The sequence below is a fragment of the Sphingomonas faeni genome (genome assembly GCF_030817315.1).
Classification (GTDB): domain Bacteria; phylum Pseudomonadota; class Alphaproteobacteria; order Sphingomonadales; family Sphingomonadaceae; genus Sphingomonas; species Sphingomonas faeni_C.
Map to the genome: position 1 here is coordinate 273,595 of NZ_JAUSZF010000004.1, position 22,110 is coordinate 295,704.

Consider the following 22,110-nt stretch of genomic DNA (forward strand, 5'->3'; position numbering starts at 1 on the left):
ATAGGGTAACCGAAAGCACGAGGTCGAGCGCCGCCTTTCGTCGTACCCTGACGAGATCCGGCGCTCGCGACCGATTGAACCGCAAAAGCTCGTGCTTTCAGTTACCCTATGTTCGACTGGGGGTGATTCGAGAGGATAGAATGGTAAGAAGGGGGTGTATTGCAAAGGGGATCGACGATGGCGAAATCACCAGCGATAGCGCGGCAGATTTCACTGTTCGACATGGACAGCCCGCTTCACGGAAAAGTCCGCGGCGAGCGGAGCATCATGGACTACCCGTTCTTCGTGCTTTCAAAGAATGCGCACCTTGAGCCTATCGAGTACAAGCATGACCAGGTGACCATTCAGATCCGGCCAAGTGCGACCGGTGTTGCGACGATGTGGGACAAGGAAATCCTTCTGTATGTCGCCTCCCTCGTTGCGCAGGCGATAGCTGATGGTCAGATCTCAGACGAAGACGTGACCTTTTCAGCTCATGACTTTTTCCGCATCACCGGAGTCGAGCGACCATCGGTACGCGATTACCGGCGCTTTGGCGAAGCGCTGGAACGCCTTCAGGGCACTCAGATAAAGACTAATATCGAGACCGGATCGAAAATTGACCGTGGCTGGTTCTCGTGGCTGTCCGAAGCGCAGGTCGAGTACGAGAAAATGGCGAACGGAGACGAAGTTCTTCGCTACGTGCGCGTCCGCCCATGCAATTGGCTATACCGCGCGATCAAACGTGATCAGCGGATCTACCATTATCACCATGACTATTTTCGTTTGGGTGCAATCGAACGTCGCCTTTACGAAATCGCGCATTGTTACTGCGAAGCCGGTCCAATCGACATTAATCTCGAGGAACTGCATCATAAGATTGGGTCTATGGGTCCAATGAAACGGCTAAAGCAGCTTCTCAAGAGCATCGAAGCAGAAAACCGGCTGCCAGAGTATGACGTCAGTTTAGTCGAGGTTGTATCCGGCGAACGAACAGACTCGATCGGTCGTCGCCGAAAATCTGTCACCACATCGGTTCGCATGAAGCCTAGGCAGAGGTCAATTTCTGCTTAGAAGCGCTGCATCGTGGCCACCCTGGTATAGCCCGCTGGCCGATTATAGATCGATAAAGGCAAGCCTGCTGGCGACGTCAACCGCGACCAGTTCGCGATGATGTTTGAGACGTAAGCCTGTGTTTCGGTGATGCGCGGAACCATGCCGCCGCGCACGCTACCTGGACCTGCGTTATAGGCGGCCAGCGCCAAGTGAACTCGCCCAAAACGATCAAGCTGCTGGCGGAGATAACGGGCACCACCACGCATGTTTTGCAGCGGATCATATCGATCGACGCCGAGGCCAACCGCCGTCCCCGGCATTAGCTGCGCGAGGCCGTAGGCGTTCGCCGTCGACGTCGCGATCGGGTTGTAATTGCTCTCGCGGATAATCATCGCATCGAACAAACCAGTCGGGATACCCTGCTCGCAGGCAACCGCGCTCATCATCCCATAGTAGGCGGCACGACGCATCTCCGCAGTCCGGGCGAGGAACCCTGACGGACGATAGGACAGCGGCACGCAACCGGGTTTGAAAGACACGGGCTGAACGGAGATCCCACCGCGTAGCCAGCCCGGAACCTGGATCGAGGAAAGTGCGGCGACACCAGCGGGTTCGCCGCCCATAATAGGAGCACCCACCGTGGCAACAGCCGCTGCAGCAATCTCCTGCTGCATGCGGAACTGGACGTAACGGCGACTAAGATCATGGACCTGAAAGGCGTCAGGAAGCGGCGACGGCTCGACCATTGGCGCTGATGTCGGAATCTCGGGCAAAGACGTCGTGGCCTCGATTGGCAGGCTCCCCGTCATCGAGATCAGCTGAACCTTCCGGAATGCTGACCCCTTTGGCGCGGCACCGGCTTGCGAACCGACGATAAGAGCGGCGCAAAGGCCAGCAGCAACGAGTGGATAACGCACGGAAACCCCCAATGGCCTTGATATTCAAGAGTTGAGATCAAGCGGTTTGGGCTTGTCAAGACCGCCAGACCTGCCGAAACTGGTCCAAATCAGCGCCTGAAGGTCACTCGAACATGTGGTTGATCCACCGCGATACCGACGGAAACAGCCGGGATCGGATCCCGCTGCCGGCACCCCTGCACGAAGCGCTGGTGCGCTGGTATGTCGGCGAAGGCTCGTTCCACGACGAACAGGCTGGCGTTACGCTCGTCCAGAATGCCCGGATAGGTCATCGCTGGATCGCCTGCGGATGTCTGGGGCCAGGCAAGGCTCCGCCGATCCTCACGCCGGCTTATCTCTCCGAGGCCGAAACCTACTATTTACGCCGGCTGACAAGCACTAAGCGTCCGGAACATCGCGCCGATTGCCCGTTCTTTCGCGACCAGGCCACCAATCGCATCACGGAAGTCAGGTCGCACAACACGCCAACCGATCCTCCGTCAGGCTTTTTCGAGGTCTTGCGACCGGCGCCGGAGAAGCTCGCACAGCGTCCCGAAGACGGCAGCCTCGACGACCGGACCCGCAACGCCTCGACCCCGCGGCTCGCTCGCCTCCTATGGCGCCTGCTCGACAGCGCCGGCTGCAATTTGATCGCGCCGTTGGGTATGGGCTACGAATGGTCGATCAGGGAGGAGTTCGCAGCGCTCGGCCGCGCGGCCGGCAAGATCGAGATCGCGCCGGGTGTCGAGCTGGCGCGGGCCTTTTGGACGCACGCGCGTCCACTCGAGACGAAGACAGTCTATGGCACGCTACGCGCAATGGCGCCGAAATGGCCAAAGACGCACGCACCTCAAGGCTTCGTGGCGCTTTATGCCAAGGCGATCAAAGGCAACGAGATCCATGTACCTGACGGCGAACCCGTCACCATCGCGACGCGCGTCCAGTCGCCTTCGATCCGGGGTAACCACATCAGTGGACCGTACATCGTCCTTGTCGTCGCAGGCGAATATCCCGAGGCGCGCGGCTATGCGCCACTGCGCGCCTACGCACAGCCGATCTTTAACGGACGTATGTTCGTGCCCGTGGAATCTGACTTCGAGCGCAAGGCGCTACGCGCGATCCTAGATACCCAGCGCGTCTTGCATGCCCAGGGTGTCGATATGGCAATCAGCAAGCCGCTCTTTGATTCAATGACCCCAAACGGTCCCTGCCGGCCCGACTTCATCCTGGAGGCGAGGTCGCGCATGACGGGGGAATTGCGGACGGTGGTAGTGGAGGCGATGGGATTTGACAGCGAAGAGTACGAAGCTGCCAAGGCAGTGACGCACCCTCGCATGGCGGTCCTGGGTGATCTCGTGACGCTCGATAGATTCGAAATCGATCAGGATTTCGCGTCGACCAAACTGCTTCGGATTCTTGATATTTGAGAGATCAGCTCCAAGTCATCGTCGCAGCGAAATAACTTACCATTCCCAGCGTTACCGGGGTCGACAATAGATACAGCTTTTGCCAGCGCCACCATGCTTTTGGCAGGAAAAGCACGGCGCCACGAACACTTCGAACATCTTCCCAGGCCTTGTCCCGATAAAAACCGTGGACCGTCACGGACACCGACATGGCCATTGCGCAGCACATAGCTGCTGCCAGATAAATGGCGATCCAGTTGGCAATCTCGACTTGCGAAAACTGGTTCATCGACACCTCGAATGAAAAAGGGCGCGGTCGACAAACCTGCGCAGAATGATTCTAGTTCCAAGAGCAGCTTAGCAGCGCAATTTTAGCAGCTGGTAGGGGGCGATACATAGAATGGACCCAGATATACGCTAAGCGCTGTCAGCCCGGTTAGGGTGTCGCAAAACACCTGTTTGTCGTACAATCGTGATTACGACCGGGTTTTCCACATATCGTGGCTATCGTGCAGTTCGCTATCCTGGCAGGCGGCGCAGGAGGAGGTTTGATCTACGACGCGTTTGGCCCCGCAGCCGAGTTCCTAACCTGTGCTGCTGTTCTTGCCGCGGCCGCGATGCTTGCACTCCTCTGCCCCCGTGACAGGGCGATCGGATGATCACAGCGCTGTCTCGCAAGGGATCGTGACGGGAATTGCAGGCGGCCGGGATGAGGGACGCCCGCCCGTTTCAACAATCTTTGCAAACGAAGCGAAAGCCAAGAGTGGTGCGGATCAGCGACGTAGGCGCAAGCCGTGCTCGAAATGCTCTAGCCGACCAGCAGCATCCGCAGCATCAGCTCCAGGTCGATCAAGGGTCGCCCGCTCGCGCTATAGCTCGCCGCCAGCGCCTCGCGGACGAAGCTGAAGTCGAGCAGGCCTTCAACGCTACGTAGGAGATGGTCGGCTGGCACATGATCGTCGAGCCGGAGCCCGTAGAACCGCGCTCCCTACGCTACCTGCCGACCCATGATACTCATGCCCCCGGCCGCTCTCCCACAGTGAATCACGCCCCTATCGCTATCGCAGGCGCGCGTTTCAACAGTCTCGAGCGGGTGAGACACCAACTGCCACGGCTTGTAACGGGTCAACACGTACCGTGCGCGCCTTGACACAGGCCGGCATTTGCCTCGACCAGCGCAGGATGTATCGCGTCCATTCTACGAAAATCAAAGCATCAGCTATCCGCGCCGTGTTCGGCATACTCACCGCCCTGCTGGCGACAACCTCGGCATGCTCGGTGGAAACGGCTGCACCAGCGTCCCCGACCTGTGCAAGCATCCACCCGGCCCGCACTACGCCAGCACTGCTCAACCCGAAGCTTGCCACCAGCACCCGGCCTTTCTGCTTCCACGCTTTTGCCATCCTGCACTCCAGCGTGACCCGAACCCCGCTCTACGTTGCCGAGCACCTGACCCGCGCATCGGTCGAGGCGGCGCGGGCGCTCAACACCCGTGACAACCGCTTCCATGCCGAACCTCAGCTGATTCCGGCCGAGCGTGGTGAGCTCGCCGACTATCGTGGCTCCGGCTTCGATCGCGGCCACATGGCGCCGTCAGGGGACATGGGGAACACGGCCGACGACTATGAGAGCTTCAGCCTTGCCAACATTGTGCCGCAGGACGGCCCCCTCAATCGCAATGGGTGGGCCGACCTGGAGGGCTATGTGCGCGACCTTACCGGCAAGCTTGGTGAGACGTATGTCGTAACCGGTCCCGCCTTTGCTAGCGGTAACCTCAAGCGACTGAATGGGCGGGTACTGGTACCCAGCCATGTCTGGAAAGCGATCTACGTACCCGGGCAGGGTGCCGGTGCCTGGATCGTGAGCAACGACCGCCAGCAGCAGTGGGAGGTGGTCTCGATCGCGACGCTTGCCGCCCGCACCGGCATCGATCCGTTCCCGAGCCTGGATCGAGCAGCCAAAGCCAAGGTCCCTGCGTTTCCCACCTTCGACTGACCAAGGAGCCGACCAATGATCAAGCCGTTCGCCGATGATGACGCCGCTGCCTCGATTGGGGATCTCACGATCGAGAACGGCACGGCCAGGGTCACCGTTTCAGGCTCGGTCGAGTTCACCCGAGACCAGACAGGGCTCGAGCGAGCGCGGGCGCTCAAGCAACTGGCCGATGACCTCATCACGGAACTGGAAAACGGTAGCGCACCACAGTCGCTGACGGGTACGCAGACGGCCGCAGTCGATCAGGTCGCCAACCCATTCGCCTGACCGATAGCAACCCGACCTAAGCCAGTTGGTCGACGCCGGCAGCCGGGAATTACTCGCAACCGACACCGTCATTATCGCGGTCGAGTTTGCGACTATAGCCCGGCTGGCCGCGCATCACCGGTGCTGCTCCCGCAGCCCGAGCGGCAGTGCAATTGGCATAATAGGTGCTGCCGCCAGCCCGCGGCGCAGAGCCACCAGTGGTGCGCTTCGCAGCTGTCGAGCGACGCGTCGTGCGCGTGGGCTTAGCGGTCTGTGTGAAGGGGTTGTCGCTGACCTGAATAGTCGGCGCTAGCACCGGTGCGGCAAGCATCAGCATCGACAAAAACAGCATCACAAATCCCCCGTCATGTTCGGTTCAATCTGACCTGCCTGACTGCAACCGTCCAGCCCCCGTCGCATCAGCGGAGTCGGCGCAGGACCCCAGCCAGCGATCTTGCAGTATCATCAGGAAGAATAGCGTCAGCGGCATGAGCAACACGGTGAGCGCGATGGGGATGACCCCCCGCGTCAAACCCCCTCCGGTTTTGACACCAGCCTTTTCTCAAAAGATCGATTGCGGCACGCAGCCTACCGCAAGCGTATGCACCTACGGGAACTCGACCCCTGTCAGATCAGCTAATTTCCTCAGCATTACGTCCTGAAAGTCTGCCTGCTTGACCTCTCCGAGCGGCATAGTCTGCTGCCGGTGGTACCAGTATTTTCCGCTCGTCCTGGCAGCGTGCTCCGAACTGACGGCAAGCCACGTCTGGGTCAGATGCCCCATCTCAAGGTCGTCGGTTGCGTTGCTACCGCCCATTCTGGTCGGCACCCAGCCTGGATCGACGGCACTGCTCACGACTTCTGGCCACAGGCGAGCGACTGCTGCGGCAAGCGTGGCGACATGTAGCTTGCTCTCGGCGTAGGCTTGGCCAGCATCCCAACGCCGATTGACCCAGTCGATGTCATGGAGCGAAGTGTCTGCGCTCCTGTGAAGACCGCTGCTTAGATAAACTAGGCGATCCGGCCGCTGAACCAGTACGGTAAGCATATAGGGAGCCAAAGTGTTGACGGCGATCGTTCTCGCGTGTCCCTCGGGCGTCGCTCCGCGACCACGCTCAAGGTAGACGCCGGCATTGTGGATTACAGCATCCATACGTCCGATCTCGTTCACCTGGTCGGCGACCGAGCGCGTTTCATCCGCGCTGTTCAAATCACCCGTAACGACGCCAAGACTTGATGGTGCAAGGGACCCGAGAGCCGCTGTGCGCTCCGGGGATCGCGCATGTAGCACTACCTCATGACCCTCGGCCATCAGAGTGCGTGCCGCAGCAAGCCCCAGACCGTCGGTTGAGCCAGTTATGAAAATTCGGCTCATGAGCGGCTTCCCCTGGGAACGAACGTAAACGACATGGCCCCTCCCCATCGTACGTTCAAACGAGGTACAAGCGCGTCTGCCGCTAACCTGCCCAACGAGTCCAAAGTTCCGCGCTACTCATACGCCGCTTCTATAGGTCTTATCACACGCACGCCGGTAATGATCCCAAGCCGCCCCACCATCTTGGGGCAGGCGCCGCTACGGTGGGTGCGTGCGCCCCTGTCTGCCAGTGGCAGCGAGGCCATGCACTTACCAAAGAAGGGCAATCATGAAGCAACTCCTCACTGGCAAGACCGCAATCATCACTGGCGCAAGCCAAGGGATCGGCCGCGCCACCGCTGACTTGTTTGCGGCGGAAGGTGCCAATGTCGTCCTGACCGCTACGCATCAGGACGGAATTGACGAAGCGGTGCAGGCGATCACGGCAGCTGGCGGCTCTGCGATTGGGATGGTTGCCGATTCCGCCGACCCCGCCTCGCCTGGGATTGTCTTCGCTAAAGCGATCGCGCGGTTTGGGCAGGTTAATATCATGATCAACAACGCCGGTATTGGCGACATGACCGCGATTGAAGACACGACCGACGAGCACATGGAGAAGATCGTCCAGATCAATTATCTAGGCGTATTCCGCTACTGCCGTGAGGCCGCCCGTCATTTTATGACGCGAAACGAAGGTGTCATCGTCAACGTGTCGTCGGTGAACGGCGACCTGCCTCTATGCGGCGTCGCCTACACGTCGACCAAGGGCGCGGTGAACACGCTGACCAAGAACATCGCCATTCGCTTTGCGGGCACCGGCATCCGCTGCAACGCGGTCGCGCCAGGTGAGACGGACACGCCGATGAACGCCGCGCGCAAAACAGGTGGCCTACCGGGCGGCGGGACCATGCAGCGTCTGCTGGAACTTTACACCAACCCTGAACCGAACGCGACGCAGCCGATCGATCAGGCCAACGCCATTCTATATCTCGCCAGCGATATGGGCCGCGCCGTCACTGGGCGAGTGCTGACCGTCGACAACGGCGCGTGGATGTAGGCCATCCCGGGGCGGTGCCGCTCCAATGACCTCCATTGCGATGCCTGCGAGCAAGGAACAACTACCATGACCGCTGATCGGAAGCCCCGCGTCCTGATCGTCGGCGCGGGATCAATGGGCCTGATGACAGGCTATCATCTCAGTCTGGCAAACGCCGAGATTTCCTTTCTCATACGCCCGCATCGCCGTGCGGAGCTGGATCGCGAACAGATCCTCTATTCCTACGCGGACGGCGCGCTCAAGCGCTTTGGAGGGTACAGCCTCCTGACCGATCCTGCAGAGATGGCCGATCGGGAGTACGACTTCATCGTCGTCACGCTCGACGGCACTGCGTTGCGGAGCGAGGTCGGTACGCGTCTGGTCGAAACGCTGGGCGAAGCCGCGCGCCATACGGCAGCGGGGATCGTCCTTGGATCGGTCGGGCTCGGCCTTCGTCCCTGGTTCCTCCGGGTTTCCGGATTGCCCGAGGACAGGGTCGCGAACGGCGTTCTTGGCACGCTCAGCTATTCGACCAAGGCGGTGCAACTGCCGCTGCACGCCCCGACGGACGCGAACCTGCTTTCGAAGGCCGATATGGGCTACGCTCAGCGCGACGAATATGGCTTTACCGTCGACGACAGCGCACCTGAGGTCGCGACCGGCTTCGCGAGGCTCCACGATGCGTCCGGCGTATCGGCCTGCGCCATCAAGCCTGCGGCGAAGTTTAGTGCAGAGATCGCGCCGGTATTCGCCTTCTTCGCTGGCTTCGAGCTGATGGGGTGGCCAGCGGCAGCGCGGGTCCGTGACTATCCGGAACTGTGGGCACTGACCGTAAGAGCGGTGAAGGAGATTCAGGGACTTGGCATCCACGGCGAGGCCGGACGACAGGCACAGGCCGCTACAACTGAGGACGGGCTGGCGGACGCGCTGGCAGTGTGGGAGCAGGACATGCTGCCGCTTGATTTCCAAGGCTTCAACCGCTTCCATCACGGCGGCAAGGTCAGCCTGCAGGACCGACAAATCCTACGCGACTGTATCGTGGCCGGTGAGGCTGAGGGCAAAGCAATGGATGCCGTTCGGAAGATTGTTCATCGGCTCGAACAGGCACCCGCTGAGGCAGATGCGAGCCGTCGCTGATAGGCGCTTTCCGATGCAGCGACCGGATTGTGCCCTTGGCGATGCTGGCTCCGACGACATAGCCGTAGGCCTGGTCCGGCGCGACATCGTGCCGTTCGTAAGCGTACGCCGCGGTCCCGGCCACCTTCAGCGCGCCGTCGATCCGGTCGGTGGCCCGCCCGACGACCCGCAGGCGATCGATCGGGTTGGAACCCGCAGGGGTGTCGAACTTCATGGTCGTCGGTCCTTTTCGAACTCGACGCCCCTACGCCTGACCAGAGAGTCAGACCGGGTAACCGCCAAATCGATCGTCTGGGGGCGTCAGTATCGCTCTGGCATTCCGCCCTACGCCACCGTGGGCATAGGGAGCTTGTCGAGGAACTTGTCCAACGTGACCGGGTAGTTTCTGACTCGAACCCCGGTCGCATTGTAGACCGCGTTCGCGACCGCAGCAGCGATGCCGCACAGCCCTAGCTCACCCACCCCTTTTGCCTTCATCGGCGACGAGGTCGGGTCGACCTCTTCGAGGAAGATGACCTCCTGATGGGGGATGTCGGCATGGACGGGCACCTCGTAACCGGCCAGGTCGTGATTGACGAAGAAGCCGAAACGCTTGTCGACCGCCAGCTCCTCCATCAGCGCTCCACCGACGCCCATCGTCATCGCCCCGATCATCTGACTGCGTGCGGACTTGGGATTGAGGATCCGCCCTGCCGCGCACACGCACAGCATGCGCCGCACCAGGATTTGCCCTGTGTAGCTATTGACCGCGGCCTCGACGAAATGGGCACCAAAGGTCGACTGCTGGACCTTCTTGTCGAGATCCCCGAACTCGATCTTGTCCTCGACGACGATCTCACCACTCCTTGCAGCTTCGCCGAGCGCGATGCGCCGCCCGCCCACGCTGACCTGCCCATCGGCGAAGTCGGCAACCGCGGCATCGAGCCCCAATCGCTCGGCCACGACCCCGCGTAGCTTGACGCAGGCGGCATAGACGCCGGCGGTGGCGCTGTTGGCACCGAACTGGCCACCCGATCCGGCCGAGACCGGAAAGCGGCTGTCGCCCAGGCGCACCACGACCTTGTCGAGGCCCACGCCCATCATTTCTGCCGCAGTCTGCGCGATGATCGTGTAGCTGCCCGTGCCGATGTCGGTCATGTCGGTTTCGACTGTGACCGTGCCGGTCGCATCAAGCCGAACTCGCGCGCCCGACGGCACGACGAGATTGTTGCGGAACGCTACGGCCACGCCCTGGCCGATCAGCCAATGACCCTCGCGAACCTGGCCCGGCTTCAGGTGACGCTTATTCCAGCCGAAACGAGCCGCACCTTGGCGGAGGCATTCAATGAGCTGGCGCTGCGAGAACTGCCGCCCCGGCTTCTGGGGATCGACCTGCGTGTCGTTCAGGATGCGAAACTCGATCGGATCGATCCCGAGCTTCTCGGCCATCTCGTCCATGGCCATCTCCAGGGCCATCAGACCCGATGCCTCGCCCGGTGCGCGCATCGCATTGCCTTCCGGCAGGTCGAGCACCGCCAGCCGCATCGACGTGAGCCGGTTTTCGCCCGCGTAGAGCAGTTTGCTCTGCGCAACAGCGGTCTCCGGTTGTCCGCCGGGCAGGTCCCCCGACCCGCTCTCATGCGCAAATGCCGTGATGCGGCCCTTCCGGTCGGTTCCGATGCGGACTCGCTGCACGGTCGCAGGCCGATGCGGCGTGTTGTTCGCCATGAAGGGCCGGCTTAGCGCCAGCTTGACTGGGCGCTTGGCGGCGCGGGCGCCCAACGACGCCAGCAGGACATCTGCCCGGATCCAGAGCTTGCCGCCGAAGCCGCCTCCGACATAACTGGCAACGAGCCGGATGTTGTCCTTCGGAATGCCCAGCGTGGTCGCCAGATCGGTGCGGCTCCAGTCCACCATCTGATTGGCCGTCCAGACGGTCAGCTCATCGCCTTCCCAGGCAGCAATGGTCGCATGGGGTTCGATCATCGCATGGGTCTGGTCCGGAGTGGTGTACTGCGCGTCGAGTTGAACCGGTGCCGCGGCAAAGGCTCTCTCGAAGTTGCCCACTCGATCCACTGGCGGCGCAGCGCTTCCCTCGCCGCTGTTCCCGCCGGTCAACGGCGCCGTCTTCAGGCCTTCGACAAGATCGAAGCGCCCCTTGCTCCGCGTGTAATCCACCCGCACCAGTCCGGCTGCGGCGCGCGCCTGCTCGAAGGTTTCGGCGACCACGACAGCGATGGCCTGGTGGTAATGGTCGATCTCCGGCCCGCCCAACAGCTTGGCGGTGTTGAACTTACCCTTTCCAAGCTTGCCGGCATCGGCCGCGGTGACGATCGCCAGCACGCCGGGTGCACGCCGAGCCTCAGTCAGGTCCATCGCAGCGATGCGCCCCTTGGCGATCGCCGAGCCGACGATGTAGCCATAGGCGGCGTTCGGTGCGACGTCGTTCCACTCATAGGCGTAGCGTGCCGTCCCCGATGTCTTCAGCGGACCGTCAATGCGGTCGGTCGGCTTGCCGACGACCTTCAGCCGATCAATCGGGTTAGTGCCCGCAGGCGTGTCGAACTTCATGCTGTCTTGGCCTCTGCCATGACCGCGGCGAGCGTACGCTCGACCAGCGGAACCTTGAACGCGTTGTCGTGGGTGGGCTTTGCGCCGGCCATCAGGCGCGATGCTACCGCAGACGCGCCTTGCGGCATCGCCGGCTCTGCTGTTTCGACCCGCCACGGCTTGTGGGCAACACCACCGACGGCAACCCGGCCGCGCCCATCACGCTGGATCACGGCCGCGATCGACACGAGCGCGAAGGCGTAGGAGTTCCTGTCACGCACCTTGTGGTAGATGTGCGTGCCTTGAATCGGCCTTGGCAGTGTCACCGCGGTAATCAGCTCGCCCTGCGCGAGCGCCGTTTCGATGTGCGGCGTATCCCCGGGAAGGCGGTGAAAGTCGGCCATTGGGATTGTACGGGTCTGGCCACCAGCGTTGACCGTCTCTACCTTGGCGTCCAGGACGCGCAGCGCGATGGCCATGTCGCCCGGGTAGGTCGCGATGCAGGCATTGCTGACGCCTATGACGGCCAGCTGCCGGCTATAGCCGCCGATCGCAGCGCATCCCGATCCAGGCTTGCGCTTGTTGCACGGCTGATTGGTATCGTAGAAATACGGGCAGCGCGTCCGCTGGAGCAGATTGCCTGCCGTCGTGGCCTTATTGCGCAGCTGCCCAGAGGCACCGGCGACGATCGCACGGCTGAGGACGCCGTAATCCTTTCGAATGCGCTCGTCTGACGCCAGAGCGGTGTTGTCGACCAGCGCGCCAATGCGGACTCCGCCGTCCGGTGTCCGCTCGATGCGGTCCAGCTTGAGCGTGTTGACGTCGACGAGATGTTGCGGCGCCTCGATCTCGAGCTTCATCAAGTCGAGAAGATTGGTGCCGCCCGCGATGAACTTGGCGCCGGGATGGCGCACGACAGCGGCCGCAGCTTCAGCAGGCGTGGTCGCCCGCTCGTACGTGAACGGTTTCATGCGCGTGCTCCTGCCACGTCGGTGCCGGCCACTTCGTGCATGGCCTCCAAGATGTTAGAGTAGGCTCCGCAGCGGCAGATGTTGCCGCTCATTCGCTCGCGCATCTCGGCATTGCTGGCCTGCGGCCGCGCGGTAAGGCTCGCACTGGCATGGCTAGGAACGCCGGCCTCGATTTCATCGAGCACCGCAACCGCCGAGCAGATCTGGCCTGGCGTGCAGTATCCGCATTGGAAGCCGTCATGCTTGACGAAGGCAGCCTGCATCGGATGCAGGTTGCCGGGCATTCCAAGCCCTTCGATCGTGGTCACTTTGTCGCCCTCGTGCATGACGGCGAGGCTAAGGCAGGAATTGATGCGCTTGCCGTTGACCATCACCGTGCAGGCACCGCACTGCCCATGATCGCAACCCTTCTTGGACCCGGTCAGATGCATATGCTCGCGCAAGGCGTCGAGCAGCGTCGTGCGCGTGTCGAGCTCGAGCGTCGCCTGCTTGCCGTTTACCTGCAGGGATACCTTCATCTTTGGTGGTTCAACGGCCGGGGCTGCCTCGGCGGAACCAAGAGGTAGCGTCGTCAACGCAACACTCGCCGATCCACCTACCAGAACGCCGCGGCGCGTTGCTTGAATGCCAGAACGTTCAATCATATGAGTATCTTCCAATTCAAATGCCGTTCGGCTCAGTCGCCAGCGAAGCTGAGCAACGAGATATTGGTAATTCGTGCAGTGGCAGAGCAGTCAGCATCAACAAACACATAGCCGAGTCAAATCCCAGCCGACAGATATGTTGCGTCCATATTTATAACCTCAGCGCTTTGGCCTTATACACTTTGGTTATGAATTCGCTAGATTTGGTAAGGCGTACTTCGTTTTCTTATCCATTACGATGCCTTAGCGCATCAGCAACAAGGGTGAACGCGGAAGATGGCTGGCGCCTACTTGGGTAATAGAGGTGGAAGCCTGGATAGGGCGGACACCAGTCGTCCAGTACCGACCGGAGCCGTCCGTCTTCCAGCATTGGCGCGACATACTCGTCGGGCAAATACGCCAAGCCAAACCCGTCGATCGCTGCCTGCCGAATGTCCATGATCCGGTTAAACGTGAGCTGCCCACTCACCCGCACACGCTCCTCTTTGCCGTCCTTTTCTAGTTCCCAAGCGTACAGATTGCCGACCGTCAACATACGCATGTTGATGCACTGGTGCGCGGTTAGGTCAGACGGTTTGTCCAGCGGATCGTGCGCATCAAGGTAATTGGGCGCGCCGACCACAAGCATACGGATATCGGGACCGATCCGCACAGAGATCATGTCTTGGGCTACCTGGTCACCGAAGCGGATCCCAGCGTCGAAGCGTTCAGCGACGAGATCGACCAGATTGTTGTTCGAACAGATTTCAATGTTGATGTCGGGATATTTACGCAGCAACGGCAGCAGCTTGGGCCAGAGTACGGACTCAACGTCGAACTCGCCAGTTGTCAGGCGGACCGTTCCCGCTGGCTTCTCTCTTGCATCGCCAATTTCTACGAATCCTGCATCAATCTCGGCGAGGCCGGCGCGCACATGCTGCATGAAACGCTCACCCGCTTCGGTAGGTGCAACGTTGCGGGTCGTGCGGGACAGCAGGCGGACACCCAGGCGCGCCTCCAAGCGGCGGATTTTAGCGCTTAGGGCAGGCTGCGACATGCCCAGCCGTGCGGCAGCGCGCGTAAAGCTACCCTCCTCGGCTACGACGACCAGATCGGCTAGGTCGGCAAGATGCTCCCGGTTCATTGCACGATCCCGTTGCTATTCCGCACGGACCGCGAACCAGCCTGGCGTATTCTCGATGACCGTCCACAACTTGGCAGGGATATGCAGTGCGGGGGCTTCCTTCGCCGCCACTTCGGTGCGCAGGGCGTCCGTGCGACCCTGGCGCGCTAGTGCAACCCAATCGGGGTTCATCACCAGTCCCTGTCCCAATCCGACGAGTGAGGCGCCTGCGGCAATAACCTGCTCAGCGCGCTCGGGCGTCCTGATGCGGCCCGATGCGATGACCGGCACCCGGTCGGCGACAAGTCGACTGACTTCCTTAAGAACGGTGGGGCCGTCAGGATTGTCGACTGCCTTGACGTGGAGCGCATCAGGCAGGGAGACATGAATGTAATCGATCCCCTCCCCGATCAGCCTGTCAACAAGCACGAGCGTGTCCGCTAAGCGCAGGCCATCCGCATGCGGTTCGTCTGCTGAGACGCGGTATCCGACCACGAACGGGCGATCGGTGAGTTTCGCAGCGGCGCTCACTGCCTCCACTACCGCCAAAGGAAAGCGTAAGCGGTTTTCCAGCGGACCACCCCATTGATCGCTGCGTCGATTGGTGTGGGGTGAGACGAAGTTTTGGAGCAGGAAGGCGTGCGCACCGTGCAGTTCGACACCGTCGAACCCTGCCTCGATCGCGCGGCGAGTGGCTGCCCCGAATGCAGCAACGACTTCGGCCACTTCGTCGCAGCTTAGAGCGCGTGGCGTCACTGGCGGCGTAAACAACCCCGCATCGACGGGAACGGCACTGGCAGCGACGATGTCCGACGAGAGGTCGGGCGAGGTCTTCACACCCGCGTGGAAGATTTGGAGTATGGCTGGCGCACCGCCGCTCTTGGCGGCAGTCGCCAGCCGCGTCAGGCCTGGAAGAAAGGCGTCGTCATAGGCGGCAAACTCGCCGGTGAAGCCGACGCCGTTCGCCTGCACGTGGGTGCAGCCAGTGATGACCAGCCCGACATCCTGCACCCGCGCGCGATAGTATTCGATCTCCGCATCGGACACGCTGCCATCGTCATCGGCGGACCACGTGGTCATGGGCGGCATGACCAGCCGGTTGCGAAGGTTCAGTCCCGATGCGAGGGGAAGGCCGCTAAAGATGGATGCGTCGTTCATTGCCATATGGCCCGTGTTCGATGGAGAGGATCTTGCAGCGCGTCCGGCTCAGCCCTGATTAGTAGGCATGATCCACAGTTCGCCGACTGCGGCGCGGCGCGGTCGGGTGACCATGTAGGCCACGCCGTCGGCGATATCGTCCGCCTGAAGTGGCTCGATGCGCGCGAAGAAGGCCGAAATCTCGTCGCGGACCGCGCCCTCGTGACGATCGTTGAGTTCCGTTTCGACCGCACCCGGCTCGAGCGCCCCGACCCTGACGTGGCTGGCGGCCAATTCCTGGCGTAGGGCTTCGGTGAAGCCATTTACGCCGAACTTCGTCATGTTGTAGACCGCAAAGTTCGGCGAGGCGACGCGACCGGCGTAGGACGAGATGTTGACGATGTCGGCGACACCACGCGTGTTGCTCTCCGCCGCTGCTTGCAGATGCGGCAGCGCCGCCTTGGTCACATACAGCAGCGCCTGCTGGTTCAGTGCAATCATCTGCTCCCAGCTTTCTACGGTGTTGTCCGCGACCCGGCCGATGTTCATCACGCCGGCATTGTTGACCAGGATGTCGATCCGGCCGAGCTGCGCGGCCGCTTGCGCAACGGCAGCTTCGGCGCTGGCGCGGTCGGTGATGTCGGCAGGGATGGCCAGAGCCGTGCCACCCGCCTGCTCGATTTCCGCGACCAGTGCGTCGAGCCGGTCCTTGCGCCGCGCGACGAGCGCTACCGCTGCACCAAGCCCGGCGAGCGTTCGCGCAGTAGCATGGCCGATGCCGCTGCTGGCACCGGTGACGAAAGCAACGGTGCCGTTGAGGTTGAATGACATGTGTGATCCTTTCTGAAGCCGTGCCCCGCCGCGGCGGTCGGCATCGGTCGTCGATTACTGGTGGCCAAGTCGAAGGCCTCGTTCAGATACGGGTTCAGCGCAGGCGCGAGTTGCCGTTGCCACCCTTCGAGTTGATGCCGAGCTTTGCACCGGTATCGATCATGGCCAGCATCGGCTCGCTCAGCCGCGCGCCTTGCACCCGGATACGGGCGAAGGTGGCTTCGATCTCGCGCATGTCGGCTGCGGTCAGTGCCACCCGAACGGCATCGGTATTCTCGTCCATGTGCGCTTCGGTGATCGGTCCCGGGATCGGCACGATCCACGGCTTGCGCGCGAGGAGCCATGCCAATGCCACCTGTCCTGGCGTCGCCCGATGGCGCGCACCGACCCGCTGCAATAGCTCGACGACTGGCCAGTTCGCGACCCGCGCGGCGCGCGTGAAGCGGGGCAGATTAGCGCGCAGGTCTTTTGGCCCATGGACCGTGAGCGGGGTAACCGTGCCGGTCAGATATCCCATGCCAAGCGGGCTCCACGGCACGAAGCCGATGCCCAGTTCCTCGCAGGCCGCAAGCGCCTCCAGTTCGGGATCACGGGTCCAGACCGAATATTCGTTCTGCACCGCCGTGACGCGCTGCACTCGGTGCGCGCGGCGGATCGTGGCCCCGCCTGCGGCGGACAGGCCGAAGTGGCGGATCTTACCCTCGCGGATCAGATTCTGCACCGTCCCCGCCACATCCTCGATCGGCACGGCCGGGTCGACGCGGTGCTGATACTGTAGGTCGATGTAATCGGTCTTGAGGCGGCGCAGCGACTGTTCCGTCACGCGCCGAATGCTCTCGGGACGGCTGTTTAGCCCACGTACGGTGCCGTCAGGCGTGATGTCGAAGCCGAACTTGGTCGCGATCACGACGTTCGCGCGCATCGGGGCCAGCGCTTCGCCGACGATCTCCTCACCAAGGAACGGGCCATAGACTTCCGCGATGTCGAAGAAGGTGACGCCCCGATCATAGGCGGCGCGAATGATCCGGACCGATTCCTGTCTGTTTACCGGTGGGCCGTACATGCCGGCGAAGTTCTGGCAGCCCATGCCCATTGCCGAGACCTCCAGCGTGCCAAGCATGCGGCGCTGGGGGTTGGACGGAAGCACCGATGCCACAGGGGCGGCTTGTGCGGCCACGCGGGCGGGCAGTAGTGAAACAGCGGCCATGCCGAGGCCGGCGGTGATCACGTTTCGACGGTCCTGCATCGCGGGGCTGTCGTGCCCAGTCCCATCGTTGGTTGTGTTCGTCATGCCGCTGCAACTCCCATCCGTTTAAAATCTGTTCGCTGTGTTTTGATGACCGGCATAAATCCCGTAAGATTATATGATTATCGCTGTCGATAATCGGCACGATGCGATCTCTTCAGCCCTAATAGAGCGGAATATACGTTAGATCCTCGTGTGGTGATGCTCCTATGACGTCTGCACCAACTGACGAGATCAACGTTGCCGTGTCAGGGCGTAGTGACAGGAAGCGCCATGTATACGGCGACGTCTCTTCTAGGCTGCCTGTTGTATGAGACGATGCTGCATCGAGCGCTTCGATCAGCCGATCCGATGCGATCGTCCACACCGCAAAGCCTTCATTCTCCAGCGCCACCACGTCGATGCCGAGCGACTGGACGAGCAATTGCAACGTCGGCACATCAGTCAGTGCAGTGGCACGCGATTTCGTAATCGCGCCGCGTGTCACATCGTCCGTGACATAGCCGTCCTCCAGCAGGAACGGGGGTTGGCTATTGCTCCACGCCTCCGGCGGACATAAGCGATTGCCGACGTTGAGCGCCATGCCAGGAATGATCTCCGCCGGATATATGCGGCACACCGTCGGGCGTTCGTTGTAGATCCCGCAGCGCATGTCGGGCAGCAGGTTCGGACATGCGCCCTCAAATCGCGCGACCAGCATCACCTGGACCCGGATCGCCAGCTCGCCGCTGCGCGCGATGAAACGACGCTCCCGCTTGTAGCGGGCAACTTCGTCGTCGTCGTTCACCGCCGGCGCGGCATGGACCAAGATCTGAACGAGGCCACCGCGCAACGCCCATACCCTCGCCTCCTCGGCGCTAAGCAACAGACGTAAACCGTGACAGCAACGCCCGCAGGCGGTGCAGGAGAATCGTATCGTCATCTGTGCTGAAGGCCTCGATCTCGGAGACGGCGGAACGGCCCGGCCATGAACGCATCTGGATACGTCACATCGATTGGGCAGCGAGCCGGACCGGAATTGCCTAAATCGCGCTTAGTTCGCGCCGTCAGTTGACCGCGACAGGGCCTCATTGTCCTTGATCGCCTTCAAGCGCTCCTCGACGACCGGAGTCAGGACTTCGACCGCATCGCTGCCGGCGAGGAACAGCTTCAACGGCTTGTCCATGGCTGCGATCGTAACCAGTGCCTGGCCAAGCTTGTCAGGGTCGCCGGGCTGCGCTCCGTCGTACGGTGCCCAAGTGTCGCGAGCCGAAGCGTCGGCATAATCGTCGATCTTGGTTTCAATGTACGACACGCTGCCCTGATCGAGCAGCTTGGTGCGGAAAAAGCCGGGCTCGACGACGGTCAGGTTAATCCCAAACTTCTCGACCTCCTGCGCGACCGACATCGACAAGCCCTCCACTGCGAACTTTGCCGCACTGTAGGCTGATGTCTGGTTCTGACCGGTCCCGCCGGCAACCGAGCTGATGTTGATGATGTGACCGCGCCGCTGCTTGCGCAGCACAGGCAGTGCCGCCTGCATCACGTTAATGACGCCGTATAGATTGGGCGCAAGCTGCTTCTCGAAATCCGCGGTGGTGAAGTCTTCGAAGTTTCCCAGCACAGCGTTGCCCGCATTGTTGACCACAACGTCGAGCTTGCCGAAGCGTGCAATGGCCTCGTCGATCGCCCAGTCTGCCTGACTGCGGTCGGTCACATCCAGCTGCACGAGGGCAAGTCGGTCATTGCTTGTGTCGGCAAAGGCGGCTTGCAACTTGTCCATGTTGCGAGCCGTCGCGACGACGTTGTCGCCGGACGCCAGCACCGCTCTGACAACACTGGCACCAATGCCGCTGTTAGCGCCGGTAACAAACCAAGTTTTAGCCATGAGGTGCTCCTTTGAATGTGATCAATGGGTTCGAGCGCTCATAACCTGGCGCACAGCCGCATCGGCAAATCGCAACCGAGCCGTACTCGTCGCGTATTGCCACCCGCATCGTGTCCTAAGCGTCGTTCGTCAGCTTATTTAGGGCGAGGCGATTGCAGCGATAATACGCTATGATCCGCATGGGCCTATAAATGGTGCTAATATATGCGACGTGGTGATTTCAGTGATTTAGCTGCCTTCATGGCAGTAGCCGATGAGGGTAGCTTCACTCGTGCAGCAGCAAAGCTGGGACTGTCGCAGTCCGCCCTCAGCCAATCCATTCGCGGCCTTGAGGAGCGGCTTGGCGTCCGATTGCTCGCGCGCACGACAAGAAGCGTATCTCCAACCGAAGCAGGGGATCGGCTGCTACTAGGCCTGCGGCCGGCCTTCGACGGGATCAACGGCGAACTGACGGCATTGACTGCATTGCGCGACAAGCCCGCCGGCACCATCCGCATCACAACCTTCAAGCACGCCGCGGCCTCGGTTCTCTGGCCGGCGCTCACCCGATTGATGCGGGAACATCCCGACGTCCACGCCGAGATCACCGTCGACGACGGTCTGATCGACATCGTGGCCGGGCGTTACGATGCAGGGATCCGGATCGGAGAGCAGGTAGAGAAGGACATGATCGCGGTCAGAGTCGGCCCCGACATCCGAATGGCGGTGGTTGGGGCACCGTCTTACTTCGAACGTCGGCCTGCGCCGCAGGACCCGCGGGGGCTGCGCGAGCATGACTGCATCAACTACCGCCAGACGAGCAGCAAAGGACTCTATGCATGGGAGTTCGAGCGCAACGGTGTCCCGATCGAGGTGCGCGTCAACGGGCCGGTCATCGTCAACGATGCGGAGATGATGGTGATGGGCGCGATCGACGGTCTCGGCCTCACCTACATCTTCGAGGATCAGGTCGCAGCGGACATCGCAGCGGGGCGACTGGTCCGTGTCCTCGACGATTGGTGTCCGCCATTTCCCGGATATCACCTGTACTATCCAAGCCGACGTCAGCTCACCCCGGCGTTCGCACTTCTGGTGGATGCACTCCGGTTTCGAGCCTGAGCGTCATCCCGATTGGGAACCCGGCAAGGGAACGGCGCGCAACAGCGACAAGCGAACTGCCCCGCTGCAAGCCGCTTTCCCAAAAACCGTTCCCAAAACGTTTTCCCTAAATGGTGTCAGCTCGACGGAGTTATGGGAATGACAGGCGCGCCCGTTCAGGCGACGTAAAACACACGATTGTCGTCAATCCGGGTTGGCGACGGCGTTTTCCGGCGATCGAGAGGCTGCCGTCCGAAAACACCTGTTTGTCGCACAATAGTGATTACGACCGGGTTTTCCGCACATCGGGCCGCTAAATGGTGACAATGGAGAAGAAGCTGTCCGTCCGCTATCGGGAAGGCACATGGCGTTAGCGGACTTCGCCTGACCCTGCGGCCTTTCTCAAAAAGGATGATAAAACGGGAAACGGCTCCAGAGCGTCAGGCGCGCCGGGCTCAATCCGCGCGTTGCCGGGAACGGTGTGCCAGCCACGCCTTCATCTGCGCGATCTCCCTGCCCTGGGTGGCGACAACGTCGGTTGCCACCCGCCGCACTTCCGGATCGCGGCCGTACTCTAGTACCACACGCGCCATCGCGGTCGCGCCCTCATGATGCGGGATCATGCCGCGCATAAAGTCCTGATCAGCGTCGCCGGTATAGCCCAGCGCCATGCCGCTCATCATCCTCTCGTTCGCTGCTTGGTAGGCCACGGTCGATGGTGACACAGCGACGGGTGAGGATTGCGGCATGGCGTGCGAACCCCCGCTAGCTAGACCAAGCGCTGCCAGACCCATCCACACCGCCATTGCGATCATCATGAGGTTCTCCGTCAGCGACAGGAAACCCAGCGGTACGTTGCTGGCCCCACCCACGCAGGCGCACTTCAGCTCGCGCTTATCGAGGTACACCGCCTTGAATACCGACACGGCACCTACGGACCCAATGAACAGCGCGACCGGTGCCGACAACGAGGTCAGCACGCCGGCAATCATCAGCATGCCCGCCAAGCCCTCAGCGAAGGGGTAGATGTAGGAGTAGCGCACCCAGCGCTTCGCGAGCAGGTCGTAATTGAGGAACATAGTGGCGAAGCTCTCAATGTTCTGGAGTTTGAGCAGCGCCAGCACCACCATGCTGAACCCGATGAACCATTCGCCCGCTCGCAGCGTAAACGGCGTGCCGTAAGCGGCGTGGCTGGCAGCGAGCGCCATCAACGCGGTCACTGCGAACAGCACGACGACCGGCGTGTATGTAGTCGCCTTGGGATCGGCGACGGCCTTACCGAAAAAACGGCGCAGGTCGTCATAGCCGCCAATCCGCTCGCCCCCGATGAAGGTCTGCGGGGTCGTCCTCACACCGTTCTCGGCCTTGAAAGCGTCCGTTTCCTCCCGCGTGGTCAGCCAGTGGTCGTCCACGGTGTAGCCCTCGCGTTGCAGCAGATTCTTGGCCTTCAGGCCGTAGGGGCAGACGTGCTTGTCCATTACCATCCGGTACAAGGTGGCGCGGCGGGGGGCGGCGATCATGGTCATGAGCAGCGGCTTTCGAGCTGTTGTCTTTCAGGCTGCCACCCATATAGGGTCCGGACCATGGTACGGAGTCAAGGC

The 22,110-nt window shown here is 61.6% G+C and carries 21 protein-coding genes and 3 pseudogenes; 7 read left to right on the forward strand and 17 right to left on the reverse strand.

Features of this window, described 5'->3' with window-relative positions; genetic code table 11:
• Positions 1-177: 177 nt before the first annotated feature.
• A complete protein-coding gene (locus QFZ54_RS19345; RefSeq protein ID WP_307090222.1) occupies positions 178-1,053 on the forward strand; it encodes a replication initiator protein A in 876 nt (291 codons plus the stop codon).
• Here the strand turns inward: QFZ54_RS19345 and QFZ54_RS19350 are convergent.
• Positions 1,050-1,952: a lytic transglycosylase domain-containing protein gene (locus QFZ54_RS19350; RefSeq protein WP_307090224.1), complete on the reverse strand. Its 903-nt coding sequence runs from the start codon at positions 1,950-1,952 to the stop codon at positions 1,050-1,052. The genes QFZ54_RS19345 and QFZ54_RS19350 overlap by 4 nt on opposite strands.
• A 113-nt stretch (positions 1,953-2,065) precedes the next feature.
• Between QFZ54_RS19350 and QFZ54_RS19355 the strand changes: the two genes are divergently transcribed.
• Positions 2,066-3,358, forward strand: a complete 1,293-nt coding sequence (locus QFZ54_RS19355) for a hypothetical protein (protein ID WP_307090226.1) — start codon at positions 2,066-2,068, stop codon at positions 3,356-3,358.
• Between the two features lie 4 nt (positions 3,359-3,362).
• Here QFZ54_RS19355 and QFZ54_RS19360 read toward each other — a convergent pair whose 3' ends face one another.
• Positions 3,363-3,626, reverse strand: coding sequence for a hypothetical protein (locus tag QFZ54_RS19360; RefSeq protein ID WP_307090228.1), 264 nt, complete (start codon positions 3,624-3,626; stop codon positions 3,363-3,365).
• A gap of 522 nt (positions 3,627-4,148) precedes the next feature.
• Positions 4,149-4,289, reverse strand: a pseudogene (locus tag QFZ54_RS19365) (IS1182 family transposase); the annotation flags it as partial.
• Between the two features lie 194 nt (positions 4,290-4,483).
• Between QFZ54_RS19365 and QFZ54_RS19370 the strand changes: the two are divergent.
• Positions 4,484-5,332 carry a DNA/RNA non-specific endonuclease gene (locus tag QFZ54_RS19370; protein ID WP_307090230.1) on the forward strand — a complete coding sequence of 283 codons (849 nt, stop codon included), beginning with the start codon at positions 4,484-4,486 and terminating at the stop codon, positions 5,330-5,332.
• Positions 5,333-5,347: 15 nt separating this feature from the next.
• Positions 5,348-5,599, forward strand: coding sequence for a hypothetical protein (locus tag QFZ54_RS19375; RefSeq protein ID WP_307090232.1), 252 nt, complete (start codon positions 5,348-5,350; stop codon positions 5,597-5,599).
• 49 nt (positions 5,600-5,648) lie between these two features.
• Here QFZ54_RS19375 and QFZ54_RS19380 read toward each other — a convergent pair whose 3' ends face one another.
• Both QFZ54_RS19380 and QFZ54_RS19385 read right to left on the reverse strand, forming a co-directional pair.
• Positions 5,649-5,930, reverse strand: coding sequence for an excalibur calcium-binding domain-containing protein (locus tag QFZ54_RS19380; RefSeq protein WP_307090234.1), 282 nt, complete (start codon positions 5,928-5,930; stop codon positions 5,649-5,651).
• A gap of 255 nt (positions 5,931-6,185) precedes the next feature.
• Complete coding sequence (locus QFZ54_RS19385; protein ID WP_307090236.1) at positions 6,186-6,953, reverse strand: SDR family NAD(P)-dependent oxidoreductase; 768 nt, start codon at positions 6,951-6,953, stop codon at positions 6,186-6,188.
• Between the two features lie 268 nt (positions 6,954-7,221).
• Here QFZ54_RS19385 and QFZ54_RS19390 point away from each other — a divergent pair, with 268 nt between their 5' ends.
• Positions 7,222-7,989 carry an SDR family NAD(P)-dependent oxidoreductase gene (locus tag QFZ54_RS19390; protein ID WP_307090237.1) on the forward strand — a complete coding sequence of 256 codons (768 nt, stop codon included), beginning with the start codon at positions 7,222-7,224 and terminating at the stop codon, positions 7,987-7,989.
• Positions 7,990-8,055: 66 nt separating this feature from the next.
• A complete protein-coding gene (locus tag QFZ54_RS19395; RefSeq protein ID WP_307090238.1) occupies positions 8,056-9,105 on the forward strand; it encodes a ketopantoate reductase family protein in 1,050 nt (349 codons plus the stop codon).
• A gap of 4 nt (positions 9,106-9,109) precedes the next feature.
• On the opposite strand, the pseudogene QFZ54_RS20575 reads toward QFZ54_RS19395, so the two are convergent.
• From QFZ54_RS20575 to QFZ54_RS19440, 10 genes and pseudogenes are all read right to left on the reverse strand, one after another.
• Positions 9,110-9,319, reverse strand: a pseudogene (locus tag QFZ54_RS20575) (hypothetical protein); the annotation flags it as partial.
• Positions 9,320-9,429: 110 nt separating this feature from the next.
• Entirely contained in the window at positions 9,430-11,655 is a 2,226-nt protein-coding gene (gene paoC / locus QFZ54_RS19400; protein WP_307090240.1) for an aldehyde oxidoreductase molybdenum-binding subunit PaoC, read from the reverse strand.
• Positions 11,652-12,605, reverse strand: a complete 954-nt coding sequence (locus QFZ54_RS19405; protein WP_307090241.1) for an FAD binding domain-containing protein — start codon at positions 12,603-12,605, stop codon at positions 11,652-11,654. The genes paoC and QFZ54_RS19405 overlap by 4 nt, the downstream gene beginning before the upstream one ends.
• Entirely contained in the window at positions 12,602-13,249 is a 648-nt protein-coding gene (gene paoA, locus QFZ54_RS19410) for an aldehyde dehydrogenase iron-sulfur subunit PaoA (protein WP_307090242.1), read from the reverse strand. The genes QFZ54_RS19405 and paoA overlap by 4 nt, the downstream gene beginning before the upstream one ends.
• Positions 13,250-13,475: 226 nt before the next feature.
• Positions 13,476-14,372: a LysR family transcriptional regulator gene (locus tag QFZ54_RS19415; RefSeq protein ID WP_307090244.1), complete on the reverse strand. Its 897-nt coding sequence runs from the start codon at positions 14,370-14,372 to the stop codon at positions 13,476-13,478.
• 15 nt (positions 14,373-14,387) lie between these two features.
• The gene (locus QFZ54_RS19420) at positions 14,388-15,509 is read right to left on the reverse strand and encodes an NADH-dependent flavin oxidoreductase (protein ID WP_307090245.1); all 1,122 of its coding nucleotides are present in this window, start codon (positions 15,507-15,509) and stop codon (positions 14,388-14,390) included.
• A 48-nt stretch (positions 15,510-15,557) separates the two neighbouring features.
• Positions 15,558-16,319 carry an SDR family NAD(P)-dependent oxidoreductase gene (locus tag QFZ54_RS19425; protein ID WP_307090247.1) on the reverse strand — a complete coding sequence of 254 codons (762 nt, stop codon included), beginning with the start codon at positions 16,317-16,319 and terminating at the stop codon, positions 15,558-15,560.
• A gap of 94 nt (positions 16,320-16,413) precedes the next feature.
• Positions 16,414-17,439: an aldo/keto reductase gene (locus tag QFZ54_RS19430; RefSeq protein WP_373458657.1), complete on the reverse strand. Its 1,026-nt coding sequence runs from the start codon at positions 17,437-17,439 to the stop codon at positions 16,414-16,416.
• A 289-nt stretch (positions 17,440-17,728) separates the two neighbouring features.
• Positions 17,729-18,487 (reverse strand): YkgJ family cysteine cluster protein, encoded by a 759-nt coding sequence (locus QFZ54_RS19435; RefSeq protein WP_307090251.1) that lies wholly within the window; start codon positions 18,485-18,487, stop codon positions 17,729-17,731.
• Positions 18,488-18,598: 111 nt separating this feature from the next.
• Positions 18,599-19,432, reverse strand: a complete 834-nt coding sequence (locus tag QFZ54_RS19440) for an SDR family NAD(P)-dependent oxidoreductase (RefSeq protein ID WP_307090254.1) — start codon at positions 19,430-19,432, stop codon at positions 18,599-18,601.
• 204 nt (positions 19,433-19,636) lie between these two features.
• Between QFZ54_RS19440 and QFZ54_RS19445 the strand changes: the two genes are divergently transcribed.
• On the forward strand, positions 19,637-20,530 hold the full coding sequence (locus tag QFZ54_RS19445; protein WP_307090257.1) for a LysR family transcriptional regulator: 894 nt from the start codon (positions 19,637-19,639) through the stop codon (positions 20,528-20,530).
• Between the two features lie 434 nt (positions 20,531-20,964).
• Here the strand turns inward: QFZ54_RS19445 and copM are convergent, their stop codons facing one another.
• Together copM and QFZ54_RS19455 are read right to left on the reverse strand one after the other, a co-directional pair.
• The gene (gene copM, locus QFZ54_RS19450; RefSeq protein ID WP_307090518.1) at positions 20,965-21,327 is read right to left on the reverse strand and encodes a CopM family metallochaperone; all 363 of its coding nucleotides are present in this window, start codon (positions 21,325-21,327) and stop codon (positions 20,965-20,967) included.
• Positions 21,301-22,029 (reverse strand): annotated as a pseudogene (locus tag QFZ54_RS19455) (MauE/DoxX family redox-associated membrane protein); the annotation flags it as partial. The gene copM and the pseudogene QFZ54_RS19455, both read right to left, overlap by 27 nt.
• Positions 22,030-22,110: the final 81 nt, after the last annotated feature.